Raw genomic sequence first — 25,340 nt, forward strand, 5'->3', positions numbered from 1 at the left:
ACAGAAATTTTGCAGGTTCAACAATGGCTCTGAGCAGGGGACTGTTGTCGCCAGTGTCTAAAGATCCGCGTGGAACTCTTCGATCAGGTGACGCACGACGGCCTTGCCGGGATCTTCCCCGCGCGCGGCAGCCTCGGCATGAACGCGACGTTGGCGTGTGGCCGAGGTGCCGTTCTCGGCGATCTGCCGCAGCCGGGCCAGATCCGACATTGTACCCAGTGCCTCGGCATCTTCGGCCAGCAATCCCATCAGATCACCGATCAAATCGGACATGGGTTTGATCGAGCGATCGCCGAAATCGATCAATCCTTCGCCCACACCGTATCGCTGCGCGCGCCAGCGATTTTCACCTATCAGAAAGCGATCATATTGCCGCCAGCGCAAGTTGCGATCTTTCAAGCGGCACAACATTCGCGTCAACGCCTGCACAAGGGCGGCCAGTGAAAGCGTGTGCTCCAACCTTGGTTGGACATCCATAATCCGCGTTTCAAGTGTTGGAAAGCGATGCGAGGGGCGAAGATCCCACCAGATCTTTGTGGTATCTTCAATGACCCCCAGTTCAATCAATATTCCCGTGGTGCGTTCATATTCGCCCCAGCTTGCAAAGACCGGCGGCAGACCGGTGCGCGGCAGATTGTCAAAGACGGTCAGACGGTACGACGACAGGCCCGTATCTTCGCCGTTCCAGAAAGGCGAGGACGTCGACAACGCCAAAAGATGCGGCAAAAAGTACGACAATTGCGGCATCAGATCAGAACGCAAGGCTTGGCTTTCAACCCCGACATGAACATGCATTCCGCAGATCAGCATCCGGCGGGCCACACCCCCCAGCGCGTGTTGCAGCGCATCATAGCGTTCCTTTCGAGTGTGATGCTGATCCTTCCAGTTCGCAAAAGGGTGGCACGACACGGCTATTGGCGACAGGTTGTATTCCGCGGCCCGTTCCGAAACACAGGAGCGCAGGCGTTTCAGGTCCTCGCGCGCCGAGGTGATGGTTGTATGTGGGCGGGTGCCGACTTCGATCTGGCATTGCAGGAATTCGGGGCTGACCTGTCCTTCGAAATCATTCTGACAGGCTTCCATCAGCGCTTCGGGAGCTTCGGACAATTGGAGGCTGTCGCGGTCTACAAGAAGGTATTCTTCTTCGATCCCGATCGTGAATTCCTGCTGCATGGCGGCCCTCGCGGTAGTTATTTTGATTAGTGAATACGGAAATTTTCTTTTTGCCAAGGGTTTGCCCGGCTTGTCCTTGCAGAGGAACGACCAGCAAAGGTATGGAATAGCGCAGCAAAGACTACGGAGCCAGCGACTTGAAACCCAGAAAATTCCCACAGATCAACGCCGCCCTGGATGAACTGGGGGTAAGACTGGTCGACAAGATCACCGAACAGGATGAGCGCGCGCGGCTGGAAGCCTTTGAGGCTGCCGGAGGTCTGACTCGCCCCGTCTATGCCTTGTCGCCGGGAATGGACGGGTTTGATATCTCTCAGCTGATCAGTGAATACGCTGCGCACAAGAATGCGCTAGAGGCGCTGAAGGATCCTGAGCGCAATCAGACCGGCTATCGTGCTGGAAACGGCTATTACGACAGCCCGGATGCGGATGCCCTGTATCTGATGATCCGACGCTTTCAGCCCCGGCGGGTGATCGAGGTTGGATGTGGTAACTCGACCCGAGTAACCCGGCAGGCGGCCATCGATGGCGGGTTTGACACCACGATTACGGCAATCGATCCGTATCCCCGCGCTGACATTGCCCAAGTTGTTGATCGGTTCGAGCAAAAACGGCTGGAAGAGGCCGACCCGGTACTGTTTTCAGAGCTGGAAGCCGGCGACGTCCTGTTTATCGACTCCAGCCATGTTGTGCGGATGAGCAACGACGTCGCGCACTTGTTCTGCCGCATCATTCCGACACTGAAGCCCGGAGTAGTGATCCATGTGCACGATGTTTTTCTGCCCTACGAATACCCCAAGCGGTTCTTCTATGACTGCCCGGGCTGGGGTGAGCAGTACATGTTGCACGCTTTGCTGCAATCTGGCGCGTATTCAATGCTTTGGCCAGGATATTACCTGCAACAGGATCGGCCCGATGCTGTCGCCAATTTGCCCTTTTTGGCTGAAGGGCGCGCGCAAAGCATCTGGGTGCAGCTAAAAGAAAAGTGATCTCAGACTGATCCGGCGTGACGAAAGCCCCGTACCTCTTTCCATAACAAGCTGGAGAGGAGAAGACAGCCATGTTACGTCGTACTTTTATGGGCGCAGCCGCCGCATTTGCATTTGCCATGCCGCTCAAGGCGCAGGCAGCAGATATCGTTGATACCGCTGTAGCGGCCGGATCATTCAACACGTTGGTTGCCGCAGTTCAAGCTGCAGGTTTGGTAGATACCCTGAAAGGAAAAGGTCCATTCACCGTCTTTGCCCCAACAGACGAGGCGTTTGCTGCATTGCCCGAAGGCACGGTGGAAACGTTGTTGTTGCCGGAGAACAAAGATCAGCTCGTGTCGATCCTGACGTACCATGTTGTACCAGCCAAGGTGATGTCTGGCGACATCGCTGGCAAGCGCGCGAAGGTTCTGACTGTTCAGGGTGATCGGCTGAGCGTGAATGCCAAAAACGGCGTCAAAGTGAATGACGCCAAGGTCATACAGGCAGATATTGAAGCAAGCAATGGTGTGATCCACGTGGTCGACACTGTTATCCTGCCGGAATGATGCTCTGTTCCTGAAGAGTCAAAAGCCCCGGCGTATGACCGGGGCTTTTGCTTTTCTGAGCTGGTAGATCAGACCAAACGAACCTGTGTGCCAATCTGGACCAGCGGATACAGTTCCTCGACATGTTGGTTGTACAGGCCGATACAGCCAGACGAGCTCTGCCGGCCGATCTTGCGGGTATCATGCGTGCCATGAACCAGGTAAGCGGGCCAATCCAAATACATCGCGCGGGTGCCCAGTGGGTTTCCGGGATCACCGCCATCGATCCGAATGGGCAGGCTGGGGTCACGCTCGCGCATCGAGGCGGTCGGTGTCCAGCTTGGGAACTCTGTCTTGCGCACAACTTTTGTGTAGCCGCGTTTTGTAAGCTCTTCGCTCATGGGCACAGAGCTGGGGTACAGCTTATAAGTGCCATCCGGCGCCCAATAGTGAACCGCGCGGCTGGTAATGTCGGCCAACAGGCAGCCAACGCCCAGCTCATCAAAATGGTCTTGCCAGTTTTGTTGCGCGAAGGACGATACATTGCGCCGTACCGGTAACTGTGTGCTGATCGCGTCTTCTGTCTCCGGAAACGCGTCCGTGCTTTGGGCCCGAACAAGGGCGGGGGTCGCCATCAGGGATGCAACGCCCAGCAGGGCGGAACGACGGGTTATTCGGGAGTGGGACAAGGGTGCCTCCGGTAAATTCACTGGTCGTTGTGTATTTGGCGGCAAGATATTTCCATTGGTCGCAATTTTCCAGAGTGGCGCACCTGAATTTCTTGTGAGCGTGAAGGATTTGAACGCTGCTCGGCGGAAAAATGCAAAAACCCGGCCCTGAAAAGGGCCGGGTTCCATAGTCATGCAGGCTGAAATCAGTCCATGGCTTTGAAGTTGAACTCGCCACCTTCCTTGATGCCGGACGGCCAGCGTGCGGTTACTGTTTTGGTGCGGGTGTAGAACTTGAAGCTGTCCGGGCCATGCTGGTTCAGATCGCCAAACATGGATTTTTTCCAACCACCAAAAGTGTGATAAGCCAGCGGAACGGGGATCGGAACGTTGATACCCACCATGCCGATATTGATCCGGCTGGCAAAATCGCGCGCTGTGTCACCGTCGCGGGTAAAGATCGCTGTGCCGTTGCCGTATTCGTGGTCCATCGCCAGGCCGATCGCCTCTTCGTAGGAACCTGCACGGACGGTCGACAGAACCGGGCCAAAGATCTCCTGTTTGTAGATGTCCATGTCCGGAGTGACGTGGTCAAACAGGTGCGGGCCGACGAAGAAACCGTCTTCATAACCTTGCAGGCTGAAGTCGCGGTTATCGACGACCAGCTTAGCGCCTTGCTCGACACCCGAATTGATCAGACCAAGGATACGCTCTTTCGCGGCGGCGGTTACTACAGGGCCCATGTCGACATCGTCACCAGCGGTGTAGGGGCCTACTTTCAGCTTTTCGACGCGCGGTATCAGCTTTTCGATCAGCTTGTCCGCGGTTTCTTCACCAACCGGAACCGCAACAGAGATTGCCATGCAGCGTTCGCCTGCTGCGCCAAACCCGGCACCGACCAGCGCGTCGGCAGCCTGATCCAGATCGGCGTCGGGCATGACGATCATGTGGTTCTTGGCGCCACCAAAACACTGGGCGCGTTTGCCGTTTGCGGTGGCACGGCTGTAGATATACTGAGCGATCGGGGTAGACCCCACAAAGCTGACGCCCTGAATGATCTCGCTGTCGAGGATCGTATCAACGGCCTCTTTGTCACCATTCACGACCTGGAACACACCCTTGGGTAGACCGGCTTCGACAAACAGTTCGGCCAGCATCAGCGGAACCGAGGGGTCACGCTCGGACGGTTTCAGAACAACGGCGTTACCGCAGGCCAGTGCAGGACCTACATGCCACAGGGGCATCATCGCAGGGAAGTTAAAGGGCATGATCGAACCCACGACACCCAGCGGCTGGCGCATGGAATACATGTCGATGCCGGGGCCTGCGCTGTCGGTGAACTCGCCCTTCAGCATCTGCGGTGCACCGATGCAGTATTCGATCACCTCCAGACCACGCTGCAAGTCGCCCTTGGCATCGGGAATGGTCTTGCCGTGCTCGCGGCTTAGTGCCTCGGCCAGTTTGTCCATGTCGCGGTTCATCAGGCCGACCATTGCCATCATGACACGTGCACGTTTCTGAGGGTTGGTTGCGCCCCATTCCGGCTGGGCGGCGGCTGCGGCCTCAATCGCCGCCGTGGTTTCCGCAGCACTTGCCATCGGGCACTTGTATTGAACCTCGCCCGTAGCCGGGTTGTAGACGTTGTCGAAACGACCGGATGTACCGGCGACCATTTCGCCGTTCAGGAAATGGGTCAGATCTTGCATCAATAACTCCTCCGATAGATTTGTGCGCACAATAGGCTTGCAGAAATCCCGCGAACAGAGGCAATGTCTCAAAAGAGTTTTGCAAAAATGCAAAAGGAAACGGTGTGACTCCAAACTGGGACGATATGCGGATCTTTCTGGCCGTAGCGCGCGAGGAAAGTCTTTCCTCCGCTGGTCGTATCCTGAAAATCGATCCTGCCACCGTGGGGCGACGTGTTGCGCGATTGGAAACGACGCTGGATTCTGCGTTGTTCACAAAGTCGCAGCAGGGCTATGTCCTGACACCGGCAGGGCAGCGCCTGTTGGAGCATGGGTTGCATGCAGAAGAGGCGATGCGCGCAGCGGCCGGAGCCGTGGCGGGATCCACGAAATCACTCAGCGGGCAAATCCGGATCGGCGCGCCAGATGGCAGCGCAAATTACCTGTTGCCCCAGGTCTGCGCCAGGATCAGTGATTCAAACCCGGAACTGGATATTCAGATTCTGGCTCTGCCGAGGGTGATCAACCTGTCCCGTCGCGAGGCCGATATGGCCGTGACTGTCAGCGCGCCAACCGCAGGGCAGCTTTTGGTCAAGAAAGTCAGTGATTACAAACTGCACATGGTCGCGACCGATGAATATCTGAAACGTCACGATCCAATCCACTCGGTCGCTGACCTCAAGGGGCACCGATTGATCGGTTACATTCCCGACATGATCTTTGACCGGGAACTGGATTACCTGAACGATATTGGGGTTGACCGTGTCGCGCTTGCATCGAACTCGGTCTCGGTGCAATTGCGGCAGGTCAGTTTGGGAACTGGCGTTTGCGTGGCGCATGACTTTACGTTGCCGTTCCATCCGGGGCTTCGGAAAATCCTGACGGATCAAGTGAGTCTGACGCGCAGTTTCTATCTGGTCCGGCATGAAGGAGATCAGCGCAACGAACGGTTGAACCGCTTTGCCGATGCCCTGACGCGCGGTATTCGCGAGGAAGTGCTTCGATTGGAAGCAGATGCCGGTGCTTGACAGGTCGCCACAATCGCGCAACGCTTTGGAATAAGTGTTATTATTCCGGAGGAGTTCTTCATGTTGGTACAGGCTATCCTGACGTCCAAAGCGACAGACGGCGTTGTAACGGTGGCGCCAACGGCGACAGTTTCAGAAGCCTCGAAGATTCTTGCGGAAAAGCGGATCGGGACGGTTGTTGTTTCTGACGATGGCGGAAAAACCGCAATTGGAATTCTGTCTGAACGCGACATCGTCCGCGAGCTTGCCGCCAGCGGTAGTGGCTGTCTCGACCAGCCTGTAAAATCTTACATGACGCAGGACCTGATCACGACGACGCGTCAGGCCTCTGTTCAGGATATCATGGCCCGCATGACAGAAGGGCGCTTTCGCCATATGCCGGTTGTCGAAGACGGTAAACTGATCGGCATCGTCACACTTGGTGACGTGGTAAAAGCCCAGCTGGCCGAACTGGCGATGGAAAAAGACGCCTTGGAAGGCATGATAATGGGGCACTAACAGCAAGGGGTGTCAAAGCAATCACTTGCACCTGCAGCAAAGTTGTGTTTGCTTGCGCAGAAATTTTGTTGCGCAGGAGGGCGTGATGCGGGTTGGTTTGTATCCGGGAACCTTTGACCCTATCACCATAGGGCACATCGATATCATTCGCCGGGCGGCTGCATTGGTGGATAAACTGGTCATTGGCGTCGCCATCAACCGGGACAAAGGCCCGTTGTTCTCGCTGGAAGAGCGCGTCGCGATGATCGAGGCCGAATGCGCCGAACTGACCGAACAAACCGGCACAGAAATCATCGCTCATCCCTTCGAAAACCTACTGATCGATTGCGCAAGGGATGTCGGTGCACAGATCATCGTGCGCGGTTTGCGCGCTGTCGCGGATTTCGAGTATGAATTCCAGATGGTTGGTATGAACCGCGCACTGGACGACTCGATCGAGACTGTCTTTTTGATGGCCGAGGCACGCCATCAGGCGATTGCTTCAAAACTGGTGAAAGAAATTGCCCGTTTGAACGGGGACGTGTCAAAGTTTGTCACGCCCCGTGTCAATGCCGCACTGCGTGAGCGGTTAGGCTAGGGCGCCCATCGCGGCGGCCGTATCCAGCATCCGGTTCGAAAAGCCCCATTCGTTGTCATACCAGGCCAGCACGCGAACCAGCGTACCGTCAGTGACTTTGGTTTCTGCCAGTGACACCGTCGAGCTGTGCGAGTCGTGGTTGAAATCGACCGACACCAGAGGACGGCTTTCCGCCGCCAGAACACCGGGGATCTTTGCCGCGGCATCAATGAACAGTTGATTGACCTCATCTTCGGTCGTTGGGCGTGAAACCTCGGCAACCAGATCAACGACCGAAACGTTCGGGGTGGGTACCCGGATGGCCTGACCCGTCAGTTTGCCCTTGAGTTGCGGCAGTACCAGCCCCACAGCGGCGGCTGCACCGGTCGTGGTGGGGATCATCGACAGTCCAGCGGCGCGCGACAGGTAGGGGTCTTTTCCAACTGTGTCATGAACAGGCTGGCTGGCGGTATAGGCGTGAACGGTGGTCATGTTGCCATGTTTGATGCCAAGACCTGCGTCCAGAGCTGCGGCAACCGGAGAAAGGCAATTCGTGGTGCAGGATGCGTTCGAAACGATCAGATCTTCGGGCGTCAACTCGCTGTCGTTGACGCCAAAGACGATGGTTTTCACGCCACCGTCACCTCGTGCAGGGGCTGAGATCAGGACTTTCCGTGAACCGTTTTTGAAGTGACGTTCAGCCGCTTCGCGCGTGCGGAAAACACCGGTGCATTCCAGAACAACGTCGATGTCAGACCAGGGCAGGTCTTCGGGATTACGCTCACTGCTCAGGCGGATCGGGCCGCGCCCCACATCCAGACCGTCGTCTGTAAGCGTGACAGGGTTGGGATAACGGCCATGAACGCTGTCAAATTCGAACAGATGCGCGTTCATGTCGGGCTTGCCCAAGTCGTTGATCGCGACGATCTCAACGTCTGTACGCCCGCTTTCCATCACCGCGCGCAGAACCCCGCGCCCGATCCGTCCAAATCCGTTGATCGCTAGTTTCAGGGTCATGGCTCGCTCCATAAAATATCTCAGCTTTATGAGTTAGCGCTAACAATTACAGATCAAGCGAAATGTCAAGAAAAACCTCTCTCATCGCCAAAAAGCGAGCCAGTCCAGAAAGTCGTAAAGCTTCTTGCCGAGGAACAACATGTGCTCGGTTCCATACAAGGCTACGTCCAGCATCATGCCCCCAAGCAGTAGGACGCCAAGCCAGATAGCAATTTGATTGTTCATGACGGTTCCGAACGAAAATGCCCGCCCAGATAACCTGAGCGGGCATCAAGGTACAAGCGAAGTCCGAAGGGTCAGTTAAGGCGACCCATGGCGACGGCTACGTCTGCCATGCGAACCGAGAAACCCCACTCGTTGTCATACCAGGCCAGCACGCGCACCATGCGATCATCGACGACGCGGGTCTGATCGGGTGCGAAGATCGAGCTTTCTTCGGTGTGGTTGAAATCGGTTGATACCAGCGGTGCGGGCTCATATCCCAGAACACGCTGCATCGGGCCTTTGGCTGCTTCTTCGACGATTGCGTTGATCTCGGCCACCGAAGTGTCACGCGATGCGCGGAAGGTCAGGTCAACCGCAGAAACGTTCGGGGTAGGGACCCGGATGGCGGACCCGTCCAGGCGGCCTTTCAGGTTTGGCAGAACTTCACCCAAAGCTTTGGCAGCACCGGTTGAGGTCGGGATCATCGACATCGCGGCAGCGCGGGCGCGATAGAGGTCACTGTGACGACGGTCCAGCGTGGGCTGGTCTCCGGTATAGGCGTGAATGGTGGTCATGATACCGTGTTCAATGCCGACACCTTCGTCCAGCACCTTGGCCAGCGGGGCCAGGCAGTTGGTGGTGCAGGAGCCGTTCGACACCATGTTGTCGTTTGCGGTCAGGGTGTTGTGGTTCACACCAAAAACGATGGTTTTGTTCACGTTCTTGCCGGGGGCGGACAGCAGCACCTTGCCCGCACCGCGATCCAGATGTGTTTTGGCCTTGGTGCCGTCATTGAATTTACCTGTGCACTCCAGAACGACGTCACAGCCTTCCCAGTCCAGTTCATTCATATCGTAGGTCGAAAACATCTGCATCGGGCCACGACCCAGATCCATCGTGTTGCCTTCGATCGAAACTTCGCGCGGGAACCGCCCGTGAACGCTGTCATATTTCAGCAGATGTGCAGAGGTTTCCAATGGGCCGGTTGCGTTGACTTTGATCACTTCGATGTCGTTACGCCCCGACGCGGCGATGTGCGACAGGGTGCAGCGGCCAATACGGCCAAAACCATTGATACCGACCTTGATGGTCATGTGACGTCTCCTGATGCGCTTGCGTTGAGGGCCATATAGCGGCGAAATGGGAATCTCAAAAGGGCAAAAACGGCATATTTTTAAGGTGTTAGCGCAAACCTGCAACGGTTGCGCTAACGCTTGCGCTAGCCGTTGGATCAGGTAGGGTCCAGATGCGGCAGCGAAAGGGAAAGGAAACGCAATGAGTGGTCTTTTGGCCTTGTTGGACGATGTGGCCGGGATCGCCAAGGTTGCGGCGACATCGGTGGATGATGTCGTGGCTGCGGCGGGCAAGGCTGGGGCCAAGACTGCGGGAGTGATCATCGACGACGCCGCAGTGACACCGAAATACGTTCAGGGCTTTGCCCCGGCGCGCGAATTGCCGATCATCTGGCGCATCGCGCGCGGTTCGGTTTTCAACAAAATCATACTCCTGTTGCCGGTGGCCTTGTTGCTGGCCAATTTCGCCCCGTGGCTGATCACCCCACTGTTGATGCTGGGTGGATCATATTTGTGTTTTGAAGGCGCAGAGAAGATTTTTCACGTCCTGTTTCCTCATGGTAGCCATGTCATTGAAGAGGATATGAAAAACCGGGACCCTGGCCATCTGGAAGAACAGAAGGTCAAGGGCGCGATCAAAACTGATTTTATTCTGTCTGCCGAGATTATGACCATTGCACTGGCGGCGATTGAAGCCCCGAACCTTTGGATGCAAGCCGCGACGCTGGCCGTTGTGGGGATCGGCGTGACGGTGGCCGTCTATGGGTCGGTGGCTCTGATCGTGAAGATGGATGATGCTGGGCTTTATCTGGCGCAGAACGCGCCGACACCTATCGGTCGCGGTCTGGGCCGAGGGTTGGTCAAGGCAATGCCCGGGGTGATGAAAACATTGTCCATTGTCGGAACTGCGGCGATGCTTTGGGTCGGAGGCTCGATTGTCATCCACGGGATGGAGGTGTTGGGCTTTGGATGGTTGGGCCATCATATCCATGATTGGGCCTATGCCATTGGGCATACTGTGTCTGATCAATGGGTTGGCGCGGTTGAGTGGGTATCCAAGGCCACGATGGATGGCGTATTTGGTTTGGCTTGGGGATTGGTTTTGATCCCTGTTGCGACCCGGATCATAGCACCACTGTTAAGTAAGAATGCGAAACACTGAATTGACCCGTTACCGTCTGGGCACGACCATCGATGGCCCGCTTATTCGAAAAGTGGGCACGCGCGGCTTAAACGGCAGATCCTCAATTATTTCTGCTTTGAGTGTTGCGGCCGACGAAGTCCCATTCGATGAATCCGAGCTTCTCAGTTTCTTGCATTTTCGTGTTGATTCCGCTTTCAGGGCGCAGGAGCGTAGCCGTTGGTTCGGGGGACGCTTTTATAACGCTTTAGTGGGTCAATCGGCTAATTATGTCCCGCTGTCTGGAACACATCTTCGCCAAGCGTTGTCTTGCCTCGGCCTGCAAGCACCTGAGAAAGTGGTGGTGCAAGGACGGTATGAGTTGCGGTTGGATTACGCTCTGAAAGCCTATGAAGAACTTGCACTTCGGGTTAAGGCTGAACCCAAATGAAAAGGGCGGCCAAGGCCGCCCTTTGCTCGATCAGATGGGACTGATTTACAGCCCCAACAATTCCTTGACCTTGGCCACGGTTGCTTCGACGGTGATGCCGAAATGCTTGTACAGCTCACCGGCAGGGGCCGAGGCACCAAAGCTGGACATGCCGATGAACCCGGCTTTGGCTTCGCGGCCACGTTCACCCAGCAACCAACGATCCCAACCACCAGCACGAACCGCAGCCTCGATGCCAACGCGGACCGGACCTGCCGGAAGGACGCGCTTGCGGTAGGCTTCGTCCTGTTGGGCGAACAGCTCCATGCAGGGCATCGAGACGACGCGGGTGCCGATGCCTTCGGCTTCGAGCATCGCTTTGGCTTCCATGGCCAGCGACACTTCGGAACCTGTGGCAATCAGGATCGCCTGACGCTTGCCTTCTGCTTCGGCCAGAACGTAAGCACCCTGCGCGGTCAGGTTCTTGGTCTTGTGCTCGGTACGTACCGTTGGAACACCCTGACGGGTCAGCGAAAGGACCGACGGGCTGTCCTTGAAGGTCAGTGCGAGTTCCCATGCCTCGGCGGTTTCAATGGTGTCAGCGGGGCGGAACACAAAAGTGTTGGGTGTTGCGCGAGAAATCGCCAGGTGTTCGACCGGCTGGTGGGTCGGGCCGTCCTCGCCCAGACCGATCGAGTCATGAGTCATTACGAAGACAGACGGGATCTTCATCAGTGCCGCCAGGCGCATGGACGGGCGGGCATAATCTGTGAAGGCCATGAACGTGCCGCCATAGGGACGGATACCACCATGCAGGGCCATACCGTTCATCGCCGCCGCCATGCCGTGTTCACGGATACCGTAGTGGATGTAACGGCCCTTGCGATTTTCCGGCAGGAATACACCCATATCGGCCGATTTGGTGTTGTTCGATCCGGTCAGGTCCGCCGAACCACCAACGGTTTCGGTCATGATCGGGTTCACAACATTCAGGACCTTTTCTGACGAGGCGCGGGTGGCCAGTTTCGGCTGATCTTCGGACATCTGCTTTTTGAAGGCACGAATGGCTCCGGCCAGACGTTTGGGGGCCTCGAACGCATAGGCACGGGTGAACTCAGCCTGCTTGCGCTCGGACAGTTGTGCAAAACGCGCTTCCCATTCCGCACGCTCGGCAGCGCCACGCGATCCGATGGCTTCCCATGCGGATTTGACATTGGTAGGCACGTCAAAAGCATCATGCGCCCAGCCATAGGCCTTTTTGGCGTCCTTCAGCTGATCCGCATCGGTCAGCGCGCCGTGCCCCTTTGACGTGTCCTGCGCCGCGTGGCCCAAAGCAATGTGGGTTTTACACGCAATCATGGTCGGCTTGTTCGACTTCTTCGCCTGAACGATGGCCGCGTCGACGGCCTTGGGATCATGACCATCGATTTCGATCACATGCCATCCCGAGGCCGCAAAGCGACGAACCTGATCGGTGCGGTCAGCGATATCGACGGAGCCGTCGATGGTGATGTTGTTGTTGTCCCAGAAGACGATCAGCTTGCTCAGCTCGTGACGACCGGCCAGCGTGATTGCCTCCTGGCTTACGCCTTCCATAAGGCAACCGTCGCCTGCGATGACATAGGTATAGTGGTCAACAACCTTCTTGCCATAATGCGCGCGCTGTATTTCTTCGGCCATCGCAAAGCCCACGGCGTTCGAAATACCCTGACCCAGCGGTCCGGTCGTGGTCTCAACACCAGCGACCAGAAAGTTTTCGGGGTGGCCTGCGGTTTTTGCGCCCAGCTGGCGGAAATTCTTGATCTCCTCCAGCGTCACATCTGCATATCCTGTCAGGTACAGCAACGAATAAACCAGCATCGAACCATGGCCTGCGGACAGGATGAAGCGATCGCGATCCGGCCAGTTCGGGGCCGAGGCGTCAAACTTCAGGTGCTTTTCGAACAGGACGGTCGCGACATCCGCCATGCCCATGGGCATACCGGAATGTCCGGAGTTTGCAGCGGCGACGGCATCAAGGGTCAATGTGCGGATGGCCGCAGCTTTGTCCCAGTGTTCGGGGTTGGCTTTGCGCAGCGCAGTCAGGTCCACGGGCGTTGTTCCTTTGGATAAAAAGCAGATTGCGGGCTCAATACCACTCAGCACTCAAAGTGCAAGCAGAACCGGGGTTTATCCGCTTGGATTGCTTGAAGTGCGCGGCCCAAGTGGTTGAAAGCAAACAGTGGGTATTTTCTGTCGCATTCCGTTAGACTGGCGGCAGGCGGGATTCGATTTTGATTCGGATCACTTCGCGACAGAATGAACCTTGATAAAGAGGTGACAGGGGCATGAGCCAACTTGAGGAATTACAGCACCGCATAATTGCGGCGATGGACCGTATCGGAGCGGGCGTCGACGCATTGGGCGGCGCGACCGCAGACGCCCAGCCGGATGAGGGTGTCAAGGCGGCACTTGAAGATGAAAGAGTTGCGAACGCGCAGCTTCAGGAAAGGCTGAAATCCCTGAAGGAGCAGCACGAACAGGAAGTGGACGGGTTGCGTGCCGATCTTGAGGAGTTGCGTACTGCGTCTACCGATACAGCCGAAGTGGACGCCCTGCGATCCGAGTTGGAAGAAGCCCGTGCGAAAATCGCATCGGTCGAAGCCGCGCGCGCTGAATTGGCCGAAGCCAAGGCCGCATTGGACAACAGCACCGAGCTGGAGGCGCTGAAGGCGGAAAACAGCCGTCTAAAGGAAGAACTGTCAGACACTGTCCGCGTCGACGACCTGAGCGCCGAGCTTGAGATGCTGCGCGCTGAACGGACCAGTCACGGCGCTGCAATGTCGCGGCTGGACGACGATCTGCAACGGATGCGCAAGGCAAACGAGCAATTGCGCACTGCGATAGACGAGTTGCGCGCTGCCGCCGCCGAAGGTGTCGCAGATGCCGAACTGCTGAACCGGGCCACCGTCGCGGAACTGGAAGCAACGCGTGCAGCGCAGGCGTCAGACGCCGCCGAAGCGCAGGCCGTTCTTGCAAGGTTGGAACCTCTGCTGTCGCAGGCGAAACTTGTAGAAGGTGAGGTGGAGTAATGCCCGAAGTGACCATTCATATCGGCGGGCGCGGTTTTGACGTGTCCTGCCGGGACGGGGAAGAGCCCTTTCTGCACGCTGCCGCCAAAGTGTTGGACGACGAGGCGCAGGTGCTGTCCGATCAGATCGGTCGTATGCCGGAATCCCGCATGTTGCTGATGGCCGGCTTGATGCTGGCCGACAAGACTGCGGCCACAGAGGACAAGGTCAAATCGCTCGAAGGGAAACTGGCCGAAGCCGAAGCCGAGCTTCAGGCGCTGCGAAGCGCCCCGGTGCCCGAACCTGAGCGCATCGAAGTGGCCGTGGTTCCACCATCCGTTACAGATACGCTGGCCGAACTGGCCGCACGAGCCGAAGCGCTGGCCGCAGTAGTTGAGGAGAAAAAGGCACGATGAGGTTCCTGCGCAAATTCATCTGTGCGGCGGCGCTGGTTATGCCCGCGACAACGGCACTGGCCGAAATCGATATTCTGTCTGTCACCTTCACCTGTGAAAACGGAATACCGCTGCCTGTTACCTATTTCAACGCGCCGGGTAGTACAGGGGCAGCGGCAACCTTGGTGGACAACTCACTGGTTGTGATGCGTCAGGTCGAAAGCGGGTCTGGTATCCGCTACGAATCCATTGGTGATGGCGGGACATACATCCTGCGCTCGAAAGGGTGGGACGCGTCCGTAAGCTATTTGGCGGCAGGCGCCGCCGTTGAGCAGGAGATATACCGGGGTTGTTCCAGCCGGTAGGCCGGATTACGCGTTCGCTTCGCGGATTTTGTCGGCTGCTTCTTTGTTGTAGCCGACGTTGTTTTCGTCGAACAACGCGTCCAGTTCGCCCGAAAGGGTCATCTCGGTGATGATATCGCAGCCGCCAACAAACTCGCCTTTGACATAAAGCTGGGGCACGGTCGGCCAATCGGAATAATCCTTGATCCCCTGACGCACTTCTTCGTCGGCCAGAACGTTCACATCCGTGTATTCAACGCCCATGTAGTTCAACACCCCAGCCACGCGCGAGGAGAACCCGCATTGCGGCATTTCCTTGGTGCCTTTCATATACAGCACCACATCGTTGGCTTTGACGGTTTCGTCGATCTGGGTCTTAACGTCGGTCATTTTGTTTTTCCTTTTCATCCGCATCTGCGGGGATTGTTCCATCACTGGGCAAGCTGGGTGCCCATCCTTCCGTTTCAAGTCGCCGGTGTTCTGCCTGCGCCATTTTCACTGGATCAAGCCCGTATCTCTCAAGGCCGCCCACTTTGCTGAGTTCACCCGGATCCGGACGCATATCGGCGAGGTTGCGTTTTCTGTTCCGCTTCACATAGGCTTCGATCACTGCGGCGGCAACTATCAAAGCTGCGAATAAACCTATCCAGAACAACAAGCCATTCATAATTGGGCGCTCTCAATCTTTGCGCCGTGTGAGTTTACGCAGTCTCATATTCCTTGTGACGCGCCAATATCTGGGCCCATACTTAAGAAGCTTTGGCAGATCACAAAACAGGATCGCCAAGGAGTTGATAATGTCTAAGAACAGAAAGGTTAGTCTCAGTAGAGCCCATCCTATCGGTTCGTCCACTATTCAGGCACTTTCGTCGTCAACGCCAGTGCGTGCAGCTCTCCATCCGGGCCATCCATCTTGCCCTTCAGGGCCGCGTAAACCGCGCGTTGCTGCTGCACCCGGTTTTTGCCGCGAAAGCTTTCGTCCACCACCAGGGCGGACATATGAACACCGTCGTTGCCGCCGACCTGAATATCCGCATCAGGAAAAGATTCTCGCAGCAGGTGTTCGATTTGATGGGCGCTCATCGGCATGTAGGTAACTCCTGAAGGTCTTTCCAAAGATGTAGAGCGCCTGAACCGGGCGCGCAAGGGCACATGAATATGCCAAAACGACGAAACCTGCGCTTATTCGGAGCGCAGGTTTCGAGCGAGGTTTATTCAGCCTGATCAGGCGACGGCGTCGGCAAAGCTGTTGCGGAAAACGGTCGTCAGATCTTCTAGCGAGGCCTCCGAACCGCCGATCCTGACGGTATCTCCAGTAAAACGACCTACAGAGACCAGCGGCACACCTGCCTGACCTGCCGCGATCATCAACGCCTCGGCCTGATCAAAGTTGCACGCGACCAGATACCGTGCCTGATCTTCCCCGAACAGGAATTCCGTCGGTGCATCATCCAGACAAACGCCAACCCCGGCGGCCTCGGCCAGTTCGAAGGCCGCAAGCGCAAGGCCGCCATCACTCAGGTCTGTGCAGGCCTTGATCATTCCTCGATTGGCGCGAATGAAATCACCATTGCGTTTCTCGGCGTCCAGATTCACATGTGGCGCGTCGCCATCTTCTCGGTTGAAGACCTCGGCCAGAAGGGCGGACTGACCCAGATGGCCTTTGGTTTCGCCGATAACCAAAGCCACGTGGCCTTCGCGCACCTCGTTGCCGATGATTTCATCACTGTGGTTCAGCAGCCCGACAGCGCCAATTGTGGGGGTGGGCAGGATCGCCTGACCGTCGGTTTCATTATACAGTGATACGTTGCCTGACACGATCGGCATATCCAGCGCGCCGACTGCGGCGCCGATGCCCTGAATGGCGCCGACAAACTGACCCATGATTTCGGGCTTTTCCGGGTTGCCGAAGTTCAGGTTATCTGTTGTGGCCAGCGGTTTGGCGCCAACAGCCGTCAGGTTGCGGTAGGCTTCGGCCACCGCCTGTTTGCCGCCCTCAACCGGGTTGGCGCGGACGTAGCGCGGGGTCACATCAGAGGTGAACGCCAGCACCTTGTCGGTGCCGTGGACGCGCACCATACCCGCACCCAGGCCCGGTGTTCGGTTTGTATCCGCCATCACCATCGTGTCGTACTGCTCATAAACCCACTGCTTGCCCGCGTAGTTGGGCGACGATAGCAGGGCGCGCAGGCCGTCAATCGGGTCGATCTGAGGCACTTCGGCCAGGTCCTCGGCTTCGGGCGTCGGCACCCAAGGTCGATCATATTCGGGCGCGGTCGAAGACAGTTTGGACAGGACGAGATCGGCCTTGACCTCACCGTTATGCATGATCAGGAAACGGTCCTCGGCAATCGTTTCGCCGACGATGGCAAAGTCCAGGTCCCATTTCTCGAATACGGCGCGGGCTTCGGCTTCAAGCTCGGGTTTGAGAACCATCAGCATGCGTTCCTGAGATTCGGACAGCATCATTTCATAGGCTGTCATATTCTCTTCGCGCTGGGGGACGTTTTCCAGATCCAGGCGCACGCCCAGACCGCCCTTGTCGCCCATCTCAACCGCGGAACAGGTCAGGCCCGCAGCACCCATGTCTTGAATTGAGATCACGGCACCGGTCTGCATCAGCTCCAGCGTCGCTTCCATCAGGCGTTTTTCGGTGAAGGGATCACCCACCTGAACAGTGGGGCGTTTTTCCTCGATGGTGTCGTCAAACTCGGCCGAGGCCATCGTTGCGCCGCCAACACCGTCGCGTCCGGTCTTGGCGCCAAGATAGACAACCGGCATGCCCACGCCCGACGCGGCAGAGTAGAAGATCTTGTCACTGTCGGCCAAACCGGCGGCAAAGGCGTTCACAAGGCAGTTGCCGTTGTAAGCGGGGTGAAAGCGGACCTCGCCCCCTACGCAGGGAACACCGAAACAGTTGCCATAGCCGCCAATACCTTCGACCACGCCGTTGACCAGCTGGCGGGTTTTGTGGTGGCCGGGTTCACCGAAGGACAGCGCGTTCATCGAAGCGATCGGGCGCGCACCCATGGTGAACACGTCCCGAAGGATGCCGCCGACACCCGTTGCCGCACCCTGGTAGGGTTCGATGTAAGACGGGTGATTGTGACTTTCCATCTTGAAAACCACGGCCTGTCCGTCGCCGATATCCACGACACCGGCATTCTCGCCCGGGCCGCAAATGACCTGAGGCCCCGAGGTCGGAAGAGTGCGCAACCATTTCTTCGACGACTTGTAGGAACAATGTTCGTTCCACATAGCCGAGAAAATACCAAGCTCGGTAAAGGTCGGTTCACGCCCGATGATCTCGAGGATCATATCGTATTCCTCGGGCTTGAGCCCATGTGCTGCAATCAGATCGGGTGTGATGGCGGGCTCTTGCATCTTCTGTCCTGTGTCCAAGTGGGCCGAGATTGCGCGCCTTTTAGGGCAAGCGCGCGCGTGTGGAAAGGGTCAAGACGGCGCAGGCCGCGTCTTTCAAAGAAAAACGGAACCGGCTTCACGGCCGGTTCCGAAAAACCGCACAGCAGTCCTGTTGCAAATCGCAGACGTAATCCCCGAAGGTTACGCCGATCCCTGGTCCTTGTTAACCTCGGCAGCGGCTGCGGCGCCAACAGCAGCCTTCTGCTCCGGCGTCAGATGCTCGACCTCATCCAGGCCCGGAATCGCAACGCGCACCTCACGGCGGGCAAAGTCGATGCCGTTTTCCTTGAAGGCTGCTTTGACCCGGTTGAAGATTTCCTTGCGCAGGGTGAATTGCTTGCCCGGTTTGGCCATAAATTTACCGCGAATGATCATGCCCACATCATCAAAGTCGAACACACCCTGAGATTTGAAGGGCTGTAGGAAGCCTTCTTTGTGGGTTTCGTCCTCCATCATTTCGGCCCCGATCTTTTTGAAGATTTTCTTGACCTTGTTGGGATCGGTATCGAAGGGCACGGTGAATTTCAGCTTCATGATCACCCAGTCACGGCTGTAATTGGTCAGTTTCTGGATTTCTCCATAGGGGATCGTGTGCACAGGCCCCCTGTGATGGCGCAGTTGCATCGAGCGGATCGAGATTTTTTCGACCGTCCCGGTGGTTCCGCCCACATCAACATATTCGCCGACGCGGAAGGCATCATCGATCAGGAAGAAGACACCGCCGACGACATCCGCCACCAGTTTCTGAGCTCCAAAGCCGATGGCAAGACCCAGAACACCGGCACCGGCCAGAAGCGGCGTGATGTTGATACCCAACGCACCCAGGGCCAGCAGGCCAAAGATGACCGAGATGGTGATCTGGGCCGTAATCCGCATCAGCGGCAGGACCGTCGCCAGACGAGAGCCTCCGGTGCCGCCGCCTTCACCGCTTGCTTCCTCGTCGACTGCCTCGGCTGCGGTCTGTTCTTTGGCCAGCCTGCGGTTGATCCATAGCGAGACGACCTCGTTTAGGATGTAACCGACCGCGATGATTAGAAGGAACTCAATGACAGCGCCGCCAACTTCGGCACTGACACCGGCCGAGGCGACATTGCGCAGGTCAAGATGCCACGCGCGGGCGATCATGAAGACGACGATCAGCCCGGCAATGACCCGCCCAATCCGGATATAGCTGCGCTTGGCCGCGCGATGCGCGCGTTCGGCCAGCGGGCCTTCGCCAGACATCGGCGGCTGCAAATGGCGTACCAGCCCGCGGATCAAAGTGTCGAGAGCAGGGGCAATCAGCAACCAGAACATGGTTGTGAAATGCGCACCACCTGCAAGCAATCTTAGCGTCGATGGATCGCGTTGTGCGACCAGGAATTCGACCAGCAGCCAGATTGTCACCGAAACGCCAATGGCGAAGTAGGGATAATAATGCGCGACTTCTTCATCAAACTTCGTGCGGTCCGGGTCTGTTCCCAGCATCATCTGAGACAACCCTTGGCGCGCGGTCCAGGCGATGACGGCGATATAGACATGGGTTGCCGCATTCAGCCAGAAGGCGATGCGTGTATCGTCCCCTGTGATGCCATTTAGGGCGTTGAAGCGCACAATAAACAGCGTGAACCCGATCAGGATCAACAGCCCGATCAGATTGCGATGCAGGTACTTTGCCCAATGGTCGTCAATACTGACCAGCCGATATTTTGGTTTCTCCGGTGCCAGAACAAAACGTGAGGCCGCCGCCCCCAGGCGCGGAATCCAGATCAGATAGAATACAAACGGACCGGCATAGGTGATCTGTTCGGGTGTCAGAAGCCCGCGCCCAATCGCGCGAATGACAACATAGAACACGATCAGCCCGGCAATTTCGCGACAGAACCTGCGGAACAGGTAACTGACAGCGCCCTTGAGATCGGCCTCATCCCCAACTTCGGTCGCTTCATGCCAGCGGCGGGTCAGGAAAATGAACAGCTTCTCTGCCAGAAAGCCTGCAATCAATACAGAAAGAATAAGCCCGAACAGTTTAAAGACACCGTTCGTTCCAAAGGTGTCGCTGAAGTTGCCAAACGCAGTAACTTGTGCCGACACAATGTTGGGGAGCGTGGTCAGAACGTGTGTCCAGGACGAGACCATCTCGGCCCATATCTCGCTTATTTCGGTCAGCGGGTCTTCCACGTTCGCCTTCTCGGCAGCCTGCTTTTCGGCTACCGCATCAAGGCGCTCTAACAAAATGGCGCGCACTTGGTCATCTGACATGCGGGCAACCAAACCATCGACCTGTTCGGGTGTTAAATCGTCCGGGATGGTCACTGAAGACGTTGAGCCGGTGTCTTGCGCATATAGTGGAACCGCCAACAATAAAGCAGAGACAATCGCCAACAAAAGGCGGAATGGGTGGAACATGGATTCTCCCTCGAACACGAAATTATTTCGTTTTTTAGGGATCATATGCCTATGCGTGTATTTTTCCCAGAGCTTTCGCTGACTTGATGCAATGCCTTGAGCAAAAAAAAAGGCCGAGCAATAAGCTCGGCCATAGTCCAACAGGGAGGTATGAAGATGATGAGCGTTTCAGCATCACCGCCTTCGAGTGCTCATTTAGGGGTCAGTTTGTGAACGTTCAAGGAATTTAACCCTGAAATGTCCTCATGTCCGCTATGCTATTTGTGCATAGCTATAGTTTTCCCATCTTTTTCAGCTGTTTGCGCTGTGCGATGATCTCGTCCTGTACAAAGTCGCGGAACGCCCCGACGCGTTTTGAGTGTCGAAGTTCTTCGGGATAGGCCAGATACACTGGCACGTCAGCGGTTTCGATATCCGACAAAACCGGAACAAGATGCGGAAAATCCTGTGTGACGTAGTCTGGCAAAACTCCAATCCCGAGATTGTGCAATACTCCCTGAAGGACACCGAAGTAGTTGTTCACCGTCAACAGGGATGCGGGATTGTACGTCATAAGATGGCGTACCATGGCTGCGCTGGCGCCTACCTGAGGTGCCGCGGGCGTCTGACAGATCAGCCGGTGATTTTGGATATCCTCCAGCGATTTCAGCATTCCGCCATGGGCTTCGATGTAGTTGTGCGTTGCGTAAAGTGTCATCTGAACCGTCATCAGGCGCTTGCGCACCAGATCTGCCTGACTGGGTTCCTTCATGCGAATGGCGACATCCGCCTCTCTCATGGGTAGGTCCAGAACACGTTCTTCCAGCATCAGATCGATGTTGAGATCCGGGTATTGTTCATAAAGCTTGGGCAGGCGAGGGGCGAGCCAAAGCGTGCCGAACCCAAAGGTCGTCGTGACCCGCAGTACGCCAAAAACCTCTTCCTCACTGTCGCGAATGCGTGCAGCAGCTGCGTCCAGCCGTTTTGACATGGCGGATGTGGCGTCGAACAACAGTTCACCCTGTTCAGTGAGAATCAGCCCCCGGGCGTGGCGGTGAAAAAGGGTGGCATCCAACGACTCTTCCAGCGCGCGGATCTGTCTGCTTACGGCGGATTGAGACAAATTGAGCTTGTCCCCGGCATGTGTGAGGCTGCCCGCATCGGCCACCGCGTGAAATATTCTAAGCTTGTCCCAATCCATCGCCGCAACTTTCGTTATCTTTTCGAACGCCTATATGAAACAGGTAACAAGTTCTACAATCAAAGGCCGAAATCGTTACGGTTCAGTGCATAAAACCTATACAGGTCAGAAATTATGACCTAAAATGCACTACGAACATGCACACTGATCTGGCGAGGGGAGACGTCTGATGAGTCAGCCACAGATTACGTTAAACGACCGGATCGATCTTGAGAAAAGCCCCGTTCTCCTGAACGGAACACAGGCGCTTGTCCGGTTGATGTTGATGCAAAAGGCCAGAGACCGGCAGGCGGGGCTGAACACTGCGGGGCTGGTGACTGGATATCGTGGATCGCCACTTGGCGCTGTTGATCAGCAGATGATGCGGGCGCAAAGGCAGTTGTCCCAAAGCGATGTTACGTTTCAGTTCGGATTGAACGAAGATCTGGCGGCAACGGCGCTGTGGGGCAGCCAACAGGCCGGCTTGCGCGGCGACGGCAAGTTCGATGGAGTTTTCGGGCTTTGGTACGGCAAGGGGCCGGGGGTGGATCGGTCCGGTGATGTCATGCGCCACGCGAATATGGCCGGAACCGCCAAGCATGGCGGTGTGCTTATGGCGATGGGTGATGACCATACCGGCGAAAGCTCGACCGTGTTGCATCAGTCCGAATGGTCACTGGTAGATATGTATATGCCGGTCGTCAGCCCGGCGGGCGTGCAGGAAATCCTCGACTACGGAATATACGGCTTTGCGCTTAGCCGTTTTGCCGGGGTTTGGGTTGGGCTAAAAACCATGAAGGACACAATCGAGGTTACTTCGGTTGTGGATGGTCGCCCCGACCGAATGCAGGTTACCGTACCTGATTTCGATATGCCGGAGGGCGGTTTGAATATTCGCCTTGGGGACACGCCGCACCTGCAAGAAACGCGCGTCATCGATTACAAAAGGTTTGCAGCCGAGACGTTTTCGCATGCCAACAAGCTGGACAAGCGGATTTGGGGCAAACCGGGTGCAAAGATCGGGTTTGTTGCCGCGGGCAAGAACTGGCTAGACCTGACCCATGCGCTGTCGCTGTTGAACATCGATGAATCCGAAGCCGAACGGCTGGGGATCACGACCTACAAGGTGGGGCAGACTTTCCCGCTGGACATGGTCGGGTTCCACGACTGGGCCGAAGGGCTGGACCTGATCGTGATCGTCGAGGAAAAGCGCAAGCTGATCGAGGTTCAGGTCAAAGAAGCTATCTTTGACGACCGCCGCGGTCGCCGGGTTTATGGGTGGTACAAGGGCGGCGCCGGTACGTTGCACCGCGATGAACTGTTCCCGACCCGCGGCGCGCTGGACCCGATCATGATTGCTGAAAAGCTGGGTGAGATCCTGATCGAAGAAGGGCGTGAAACCGATGGTATTCGGGCCGGGCTGGCCTCTTTGTCCGAGGCACGCCGGGCCGACAACGCACAGGAAATCGCAACGCGGCTTCCGTATTTCTGCTCGGGCTGCCCGCATAACAGTTCGACCAAAGTCCCCGATGGCAGCCGTGCCTATGCAGGGATCGGTTGTCATTACATGGTCCAGTGGATGGACCGGAATACCACGGGCTTTACCCAGATGGGCGGTGAAGGTGCGAACTGGATCGGTGAGGCCCCGTTTTCGACCACCAAACACGTGTTCCAGAACCTTGGCGATGGCACCTATAACCACTCGGGCGTTCAGGCGATCCGCGCGGCGTTGTCTGCGGGCACGAACATCACCTTCAAGATCCTGTTCAACGATGCCGTCGCCATGACGGGCGGGCAGGAGAATGAAGGCGATCTGACCGCAGAACGGATCGTTGCCGAAGTCAAAGCCATGGGTGTCCGTGAGGTTGCTCTGGTCTATGACGAAAAGGAAGACGTGAACTTCAAGGCTCTGCCGTCGAGTGTTCAGACGTTCGAGCGTGCGGAACTGATGCAGGTGCAGGAGAAGTTCCGCGAGATCGAGGGTGTTTCGGTCATCGTTTATGTTCAGACCTGTGCGGCCGAGAAGCGACGCCGCCGCAAACGCGGCACGTTCCCGGACCCGGACAAGCGCGTGTTTATCAATACCGATGTCTGCGAGGGCTGCGGCGATTGCGGGGTGCAATCGAACTGCGTGTCGATCGTACCCAAGGAAACAGAACTCGGGCGCAAGCGGGCCATCGATCAGTCAAGCTGCAACAAGGATTATTCCTGCCTGAACGGTTTTTGCCCATCCTTCGTCACGCTTGAGGGGGCGAAGATCCGCAAAGAGGCAACAACTGAAATCGACTTGCCCGATCTACCGATGCCGGTGCTGCCCAAGATCAGCGGTACGCATAACGTAGTGATCACGGGTGTCGGGGGAACCGGTGTTGTCACGCTGGGTGCGATCCTTGCGCAAGCTGCCCAGATTGACGGCAAAGGCGCGGGCATGATGGAAATGGCGGGCCTGGCGCAGAAGGGCGGCGCGGTCCACATCCATTGCCGTCTGGCCAACGCACCCGAAGACATCAGCGCCATCCGTGTCGCAACCGGCGAAGCCCATGCGCTGATCGGCGGTGATCTGGTGGTGTCCGCCGGAGCCAAAACAATGGGCCTGACGCGCACTGGCCGTACAGGCGCCGTTGTGAACAGCCATGAGACGGTAACAGGCGACTTTACGCGCAATACCGAGTTCCGCATTCCCGCCGATCAATTGGAACTGGCTCTTCAGGCACGACTGAAAGAAGATGTCTCGCTGTTTGACGCGACCGAGTTGGCACGCGCCGTGATGGGCGACTCGATCTATTCCAACATGATGATCTTTGGCGCGGCTTGGCAGCGCGGGTTGTTGCCCGTCAGCCATCAGGCGATCTTTGATGCCATCGAATTGAACGGAACTACGATTGACCGGAACAAGCGTGCGTTTGATATCGGGCGTTGGGCGGTTCTTCATCCGGCAGAGGTACAGTCCATTCTGTCCCCGACCGTGACCGAGATGCCCAAATCGCTGGATCAGAAGATCGAATTCCGCGCAAGCCATCTGACCGACTATCAAGGTGCGCGGCTGGCCAAACGGTATCGCAAGCTGGTCGACAGTGTGGAGGATGCGGTTATCCGTGAGGCGGTGGCAAAAGGCTATCACAAGCTGTTGTCTTACAAGGATGAATACGAAGTCGCGCGCCTTCTTCTGTCAAGCCGTGACAAAGCGGTTGCCGAGTTCGATGGCGATTTCAAGATGACATTCCATCTGGCTCCGCCTTTTTTGGGGGGATCGGGTAGCAACGGCAGACCTCGCAAACGTGCTTTCGGGGAGTCGGTCATTGGCCCATTGAAGCTTTTGACCCGGTTGAAGGCGCTGCGCGGTACGCCGCTGGATATATTTGGCTATTCGTCGGAACGCAGGATGGAGCGTGCGTTGATCCGTCAATATGAAAAGGACATGCGCGAAGTTCTACCGCTTGTGTCGCAGACCACGCGCGATGCGATTGCCGCCCTGGCCCGTTTGCCGCTGGATATCCGTGGGTTTGGCCCCGTATTGCGCGAGAACGAGGCCAATGCAGCCAAGCGGCGCGAGGAATTGCTGGCCGTCATTCGCGGCGGAGGGGCAGGGTTGCAGGCCGCGGCGGAATAAAAC

General features: G+C 56.9%; 24 protein-coding genes. 11 read left to right on the forward strand and 13 right to left on the reverse strand.

The window, feature by feature from the left end; all coding sequences use genetic code 11:
- Positions 1-57: 57 nt before the first annotated feature.
- The gene (locus I9182_RS01890) at positions 58-1,173 is read right to left on the reverse strand and encodes a carboxylate-amine ligase (RefSeq protein ID WP_209504048.1); all 1,116 of its coding nucleotides are present in this window, start codon (positions 1,171-1,173) and stop codon (positions 58-60) included.
- Positions 1,174-1,310: 137 nt separating this feature from the next.
- Here I9182_RS01890 and I9182_RS01895 point away from each other — a divergent pair, with 137 nt between their 5' ends.
- Both I9182_RS01895 and I9182_RS01900 read left to right on the forward strand, forming a co-directional pair.
- The gene (locus I9182_RS01895) at positions 1,311-2,162 is read left to right on the forward strand and encodes a class I SAM-dependent methyltransferase (RefSeq protein WP_209596110.1); all 852 of its coding nucleotides are present in this window, start codon (positions 1,311-1,313) and stop codon (positions 2,160-2,162) included.
- Between the two features lie 71 nt (positions 2,163-2,233).
- Positions 2,234-2,710, forward strand: a complete 477-nt coding sequence (locus I9182_RS01900) for a fasciclin domain-containing protein (protein WP_209504046.1) — start codon at positions 2,234-2,236, stop codon at positions 2,708-2,710.
- A 68-nt stretch (positions 2,711-2,778) separates the two neighbouring features.
- Here the strand turns inward: I9182_RS01900 and I9182_RS01905 are convergent, their stop codons facing one another.
- Together I9182_RS01905 and I9182_RS01910 are read right to left on the reverse strand one after the other, a co-directional pair.
- Positions 2,779-3,378 carry a L,D-transpeptidase gene (locus I9182_RS01905; RefSeq protein ID WP_209596111.1) on the reverse strand — a complete coding sequence of 200 codons (600 nt, stop codon included), beginning with the start codon at positions 3,376-3,378 and terminating at the stop codon, positions 2,779-2,781.
- Between the two features lie 185 nt (positions 3,379-3,563).
- Positions 3,564-5,063: a CoA-acylating methylmalonate-semialdehyde dehydrogenase gene (locus I9182_RS01910; protein WP_209596112.1), complete on the reverse strand. Its 1,500-nt coding sequence runs from the start codon at positions 5,061-5,063 to the stop codon at positions 3,564-3,566.
- 104 nt (positions 5,064-5,167) lie between these two features.
- Here I9182_RS01910 and I9182_RS01915 point away from each other — a divergent pair, with 104 nt between their 5' ends.
- From I9182_RS01915 to coaD, 3 genes are all read left to right on the forward strand, one after another.
- Positions 5,168-6,070 carry a LysR family transcriptional regulator gene (locus I9182_RS01915; RefSeq protein WP_209596114.1) on the forward strand — a complete coding sequence of 301 codons (903 nt, stop codon included), beginning with the start codon at positions 5,168-5,170 and terminating at the stop codon, positions 6,068-6,070.
- Between the two features lie 60 nt (positions 6,071-6,130).
- Positions 6,131-6,568 (forward strand): CBS domain-containing protein, encoded by a 438-nt coding sequence (locus tag I9182_RS01920; protein ID WP_209504042.1) that lies wholly within the window; start codon positions 6,131-6,133, stop codon positions 6,566-6,568.
- An 85-nt stretch (positions 6,569-6,653) separates the two neighbouring features.
- Positions 6,654-7,145, forward strand: coding sequence for a pantetheine-phosphate adenylyltransferase (gene coaD / locus I9182_RS01925; RefSeq protein ID WP_209596116.1), 492 nt, complete (start codon positions 6,654-6,656; stop codon positions 7,143-7,145).
- Here the strand turns inward: coaD and gap (I9182_RS01930) are convergent.
- The 3 genes from gap (I9182_RS01930) to gap (I9182_RS01940) all read right to left on the reverse strand — a co-directional run bounded on the left by gap (I9182_RS01930) (position 7,137) and on the right by gap (I9182_RS01940) (position 9,439).
- Positions 7,137-8,141, reverse strand: coding sequence for a type I glyceraldehyde-3-phosphate dehydrogenase (gene gap / locus I9182_RS01930; protein WP_209596118.1), 1,005 nt, complete (start codon positions 8,139-8,141; stop codon positions 7,137-7,139). The two genes, coaD and gap (I9182_RS01930), sit on opposite strands and share 9 nt — an antisense overlap.
- 81 nt (positions 8,142-8,222) lie before the next feature.
- Positions 8,223-8,366, reverse strand: coding sequence for a hypothetical protein (locus I9182_RS01935; protein WP_209596120.1), 144 nt, complete (start codon positions 8,364-8,366; stop codon positions 8,223-8,225).
- A 71-nt stretch (positions 8,367-8,437) separates the two neighbouring features.
- Entirely contained in the window at positions 8,438-9,439 is a 1,002-nt protein-coding gene (gene gap, locus I9182_RS01940; RefSeq protein WP_209504039.1) for a type I glyceraldehyde-3-phosphate dehydrogenase, read from the reverse strand.
- Positions 9,440-9,620: 181 nt separating this feature from the next.
- Here gap (I9182_RS01940) and I9182_RS01945 point away from each other — a divergent pair, with 181 nt between their 5' ends.
- Together I9182_RS01945 and I9182_RS01950 are read left to right on the forward strand one after the other, a co-directional pair.
- Positions 9,621-10,580 (forward strand): DUF808 domain-containing protein, encoded by a 960-nt coding sequence (locus I9182_RS01945; RefSeq protein ID WP_209504038.1) that lies wholly within the window; start codon positions 9,621-9,623, stop codon positions 10,578-10,580.
- Positions 10,567-10,989: a hypothetical protein gene (locus tag I9182_RS01950; protein ID WP_209596122.1), complete on the forward strand. Its 423-nt coding sequence runs from the start codon at positions 10,567-10,569 to the stop codon at positions 10,987-10,989. Before I9182_RS01945 ends, I9182_RS01950 begins: the two co-directional genes overlap by 14 nt.
- 45 nt (positions 10,990-11,034) lie before the next feature.
- Here I9182_RS01950 and tkt read toward each other — a convergent pair whose 3' ends face one another.
- The gene (gene tkt / locus I9182_RS01955) at positions 11,035-13,059 is read right to left on the reverse strand and encodes a transketolase (RefSeq protein ID WP_209596124.1); all 2,025 of its coding nucleotides are present in this window, start codon (positions 13,057-13,059) and stop codon (positions 11,035-11,037) included.
- A gap of 236 nt (positions 13,060-13,295) precedes the next feature.
- On the opposite strand from tkt, the gene I9182_RS01960 reads away from it, so the two are divergent.
- From I9182_RS01960 to I9182_RS01970, 3 genes are read left to right on the forward strand one after another with little or no spacing between them, the layout of a single operon-like run.
- Positions 13,296-14,039, forward strand: coding sequence for a hypothetical protein (locus I9182_RS01960; RefSeq protein WP_209504035.1), 744 nt, complete (start codon positions 13,296-13,298; stop codon positions 14,037-14,039).
- Positions 14,039-14,434 (forward strand): cell division protein ZapA, encoded by a 396-nt coding sequence (locus I9182_RS01965; protein WP_209596126.1) that lies wholly within the window; start codon positions 14,039-14,041, stop codon positions 14,432-14,434. Before I9182_RS01960 ends, I9182_RS01965 begins: the two co-directional genes overlap by 1 nt.
- Entirely contained in the window at positions 14,431-14,778 is a 348-nt protein-coding gene (locus tag I9182_RS01970) for an MliC family protein (RefSeq protein WP_209504033.1), read from the forward strand. Before I9182_RS01965 ends, I9182_RS01970 begins: the two co-directional genes overlap by 4 nt.
- A gap of 6 nt (positions 14,779-14,784) precedes the next feature.
- Here the strand turns inward: I9182_RS01970 and grxD are convergent, their stop codons facing one another.
- The 6 genes from grxD to I9182_RS02000 form a co-directional block, all read right to left on the reverse strand.
- Positions 14,785-15,147, reverse strand: a complete 363-nt coding sequence (gene grxD / locus I9182_RS01975) for a Grx4 family monothiol glutaredoxin (RefSeq protein ID WP_209596128.1) — start codon at positions 15,145-15,147, stop codon at positions 14,785-14,787.
- Positions 15,134-15,367 (reverse strand): hypothetical protein, encoded by a 234-nt coding sequence (locus I9182_RS01980; RefSeq protein ID WP_209504031.1) that lies wholly within the window; start codon positions 15,365-15,367, stop codon positions 15,134-15,136. The genes grxD and I9182_RS01980 overlap by 14 nt, the downstream gene beginning before the upstream one ends.
- Before the next feature lie 242 nt (positions 15,368-15,609).
- The gene (locus I9182_RS01985) at positions 15,610-15,846 is read right to left on the reverse strand and encodes a BolA/IbaG family iron-sulfur metabolism protein (RefSeq protein ID WP_209504030.1); all 237 of its coding nucleotides are present in this window, start codon (positions 15,844-15,846) and stop codon (positions 15,610-15,612) included.
- A 135-nt stretch (positions 15,847-15,981) separates the two neighbouring features.
- Positions 15,982-18,141: a phosphoribosylformylglycinamidine synthase subunit PurL gene (purL, locus tag I9182_RS01990; protein ID WP_209596131.1), complete on the reverse strand. Its 2,160-nt coding sequence runs from the start codon at positions 18,139-18,141 to the stop codon at positions 15,982-15,984.
- A gap of 180 nt (positions 18,142-18,321) precedes the next feature.
- Positions 18,322-20,568, reverse strand: a complete 2,247-nt coding sequence (locus tag I9182_RS01995; protein WP_209504028.1) for a mechanosensitive ion channel family protein — start codon at positions 20,566-20,568, stop codon at positions 18,322-18,324.
- A gap of 271 nt (positions 20,569-20,839) precedes the next feature.
- Entirely contained in the window at positions 20,840-21,748 is a 909-nt protein-coding gene (locus I9182_RS02000) for a LysR family transcriptional regulator (protein ID WP_209504894.1), read from the reverse strand.
- A gap of 169 nt (positions 21,749-21,917) precedes the next feature.
- Between I9182_RS02000 and I9182_RS02005 the strand changes: the two genes are divergently transcribed.
- Positions 21,918-25,337 carry an indolepyruvate ferredoxin oxidoreductase family protein gene (locus I9182_RS02005; RefSeq protein ID WP_209596132.1) on the forward strand — a complete coding sequence of 1,140 codons (3,420 nt, stop codon included), beginning with the start codon at positions 21,918-21,920 and terminating at the stop codon, positions 25,335-25,337.
- Positions 25,338-25,340 lie beyond the last annotated feature (3 nt).

The organism is Ruegeria sp. HKCCSP351, from assembly GCF_017872535.1.
GTDB lineage: Bacteria > Pseudomonadota > Alphaproteobacteria > Rhodobacterales > Rhodobacteraceae > Ruegeria.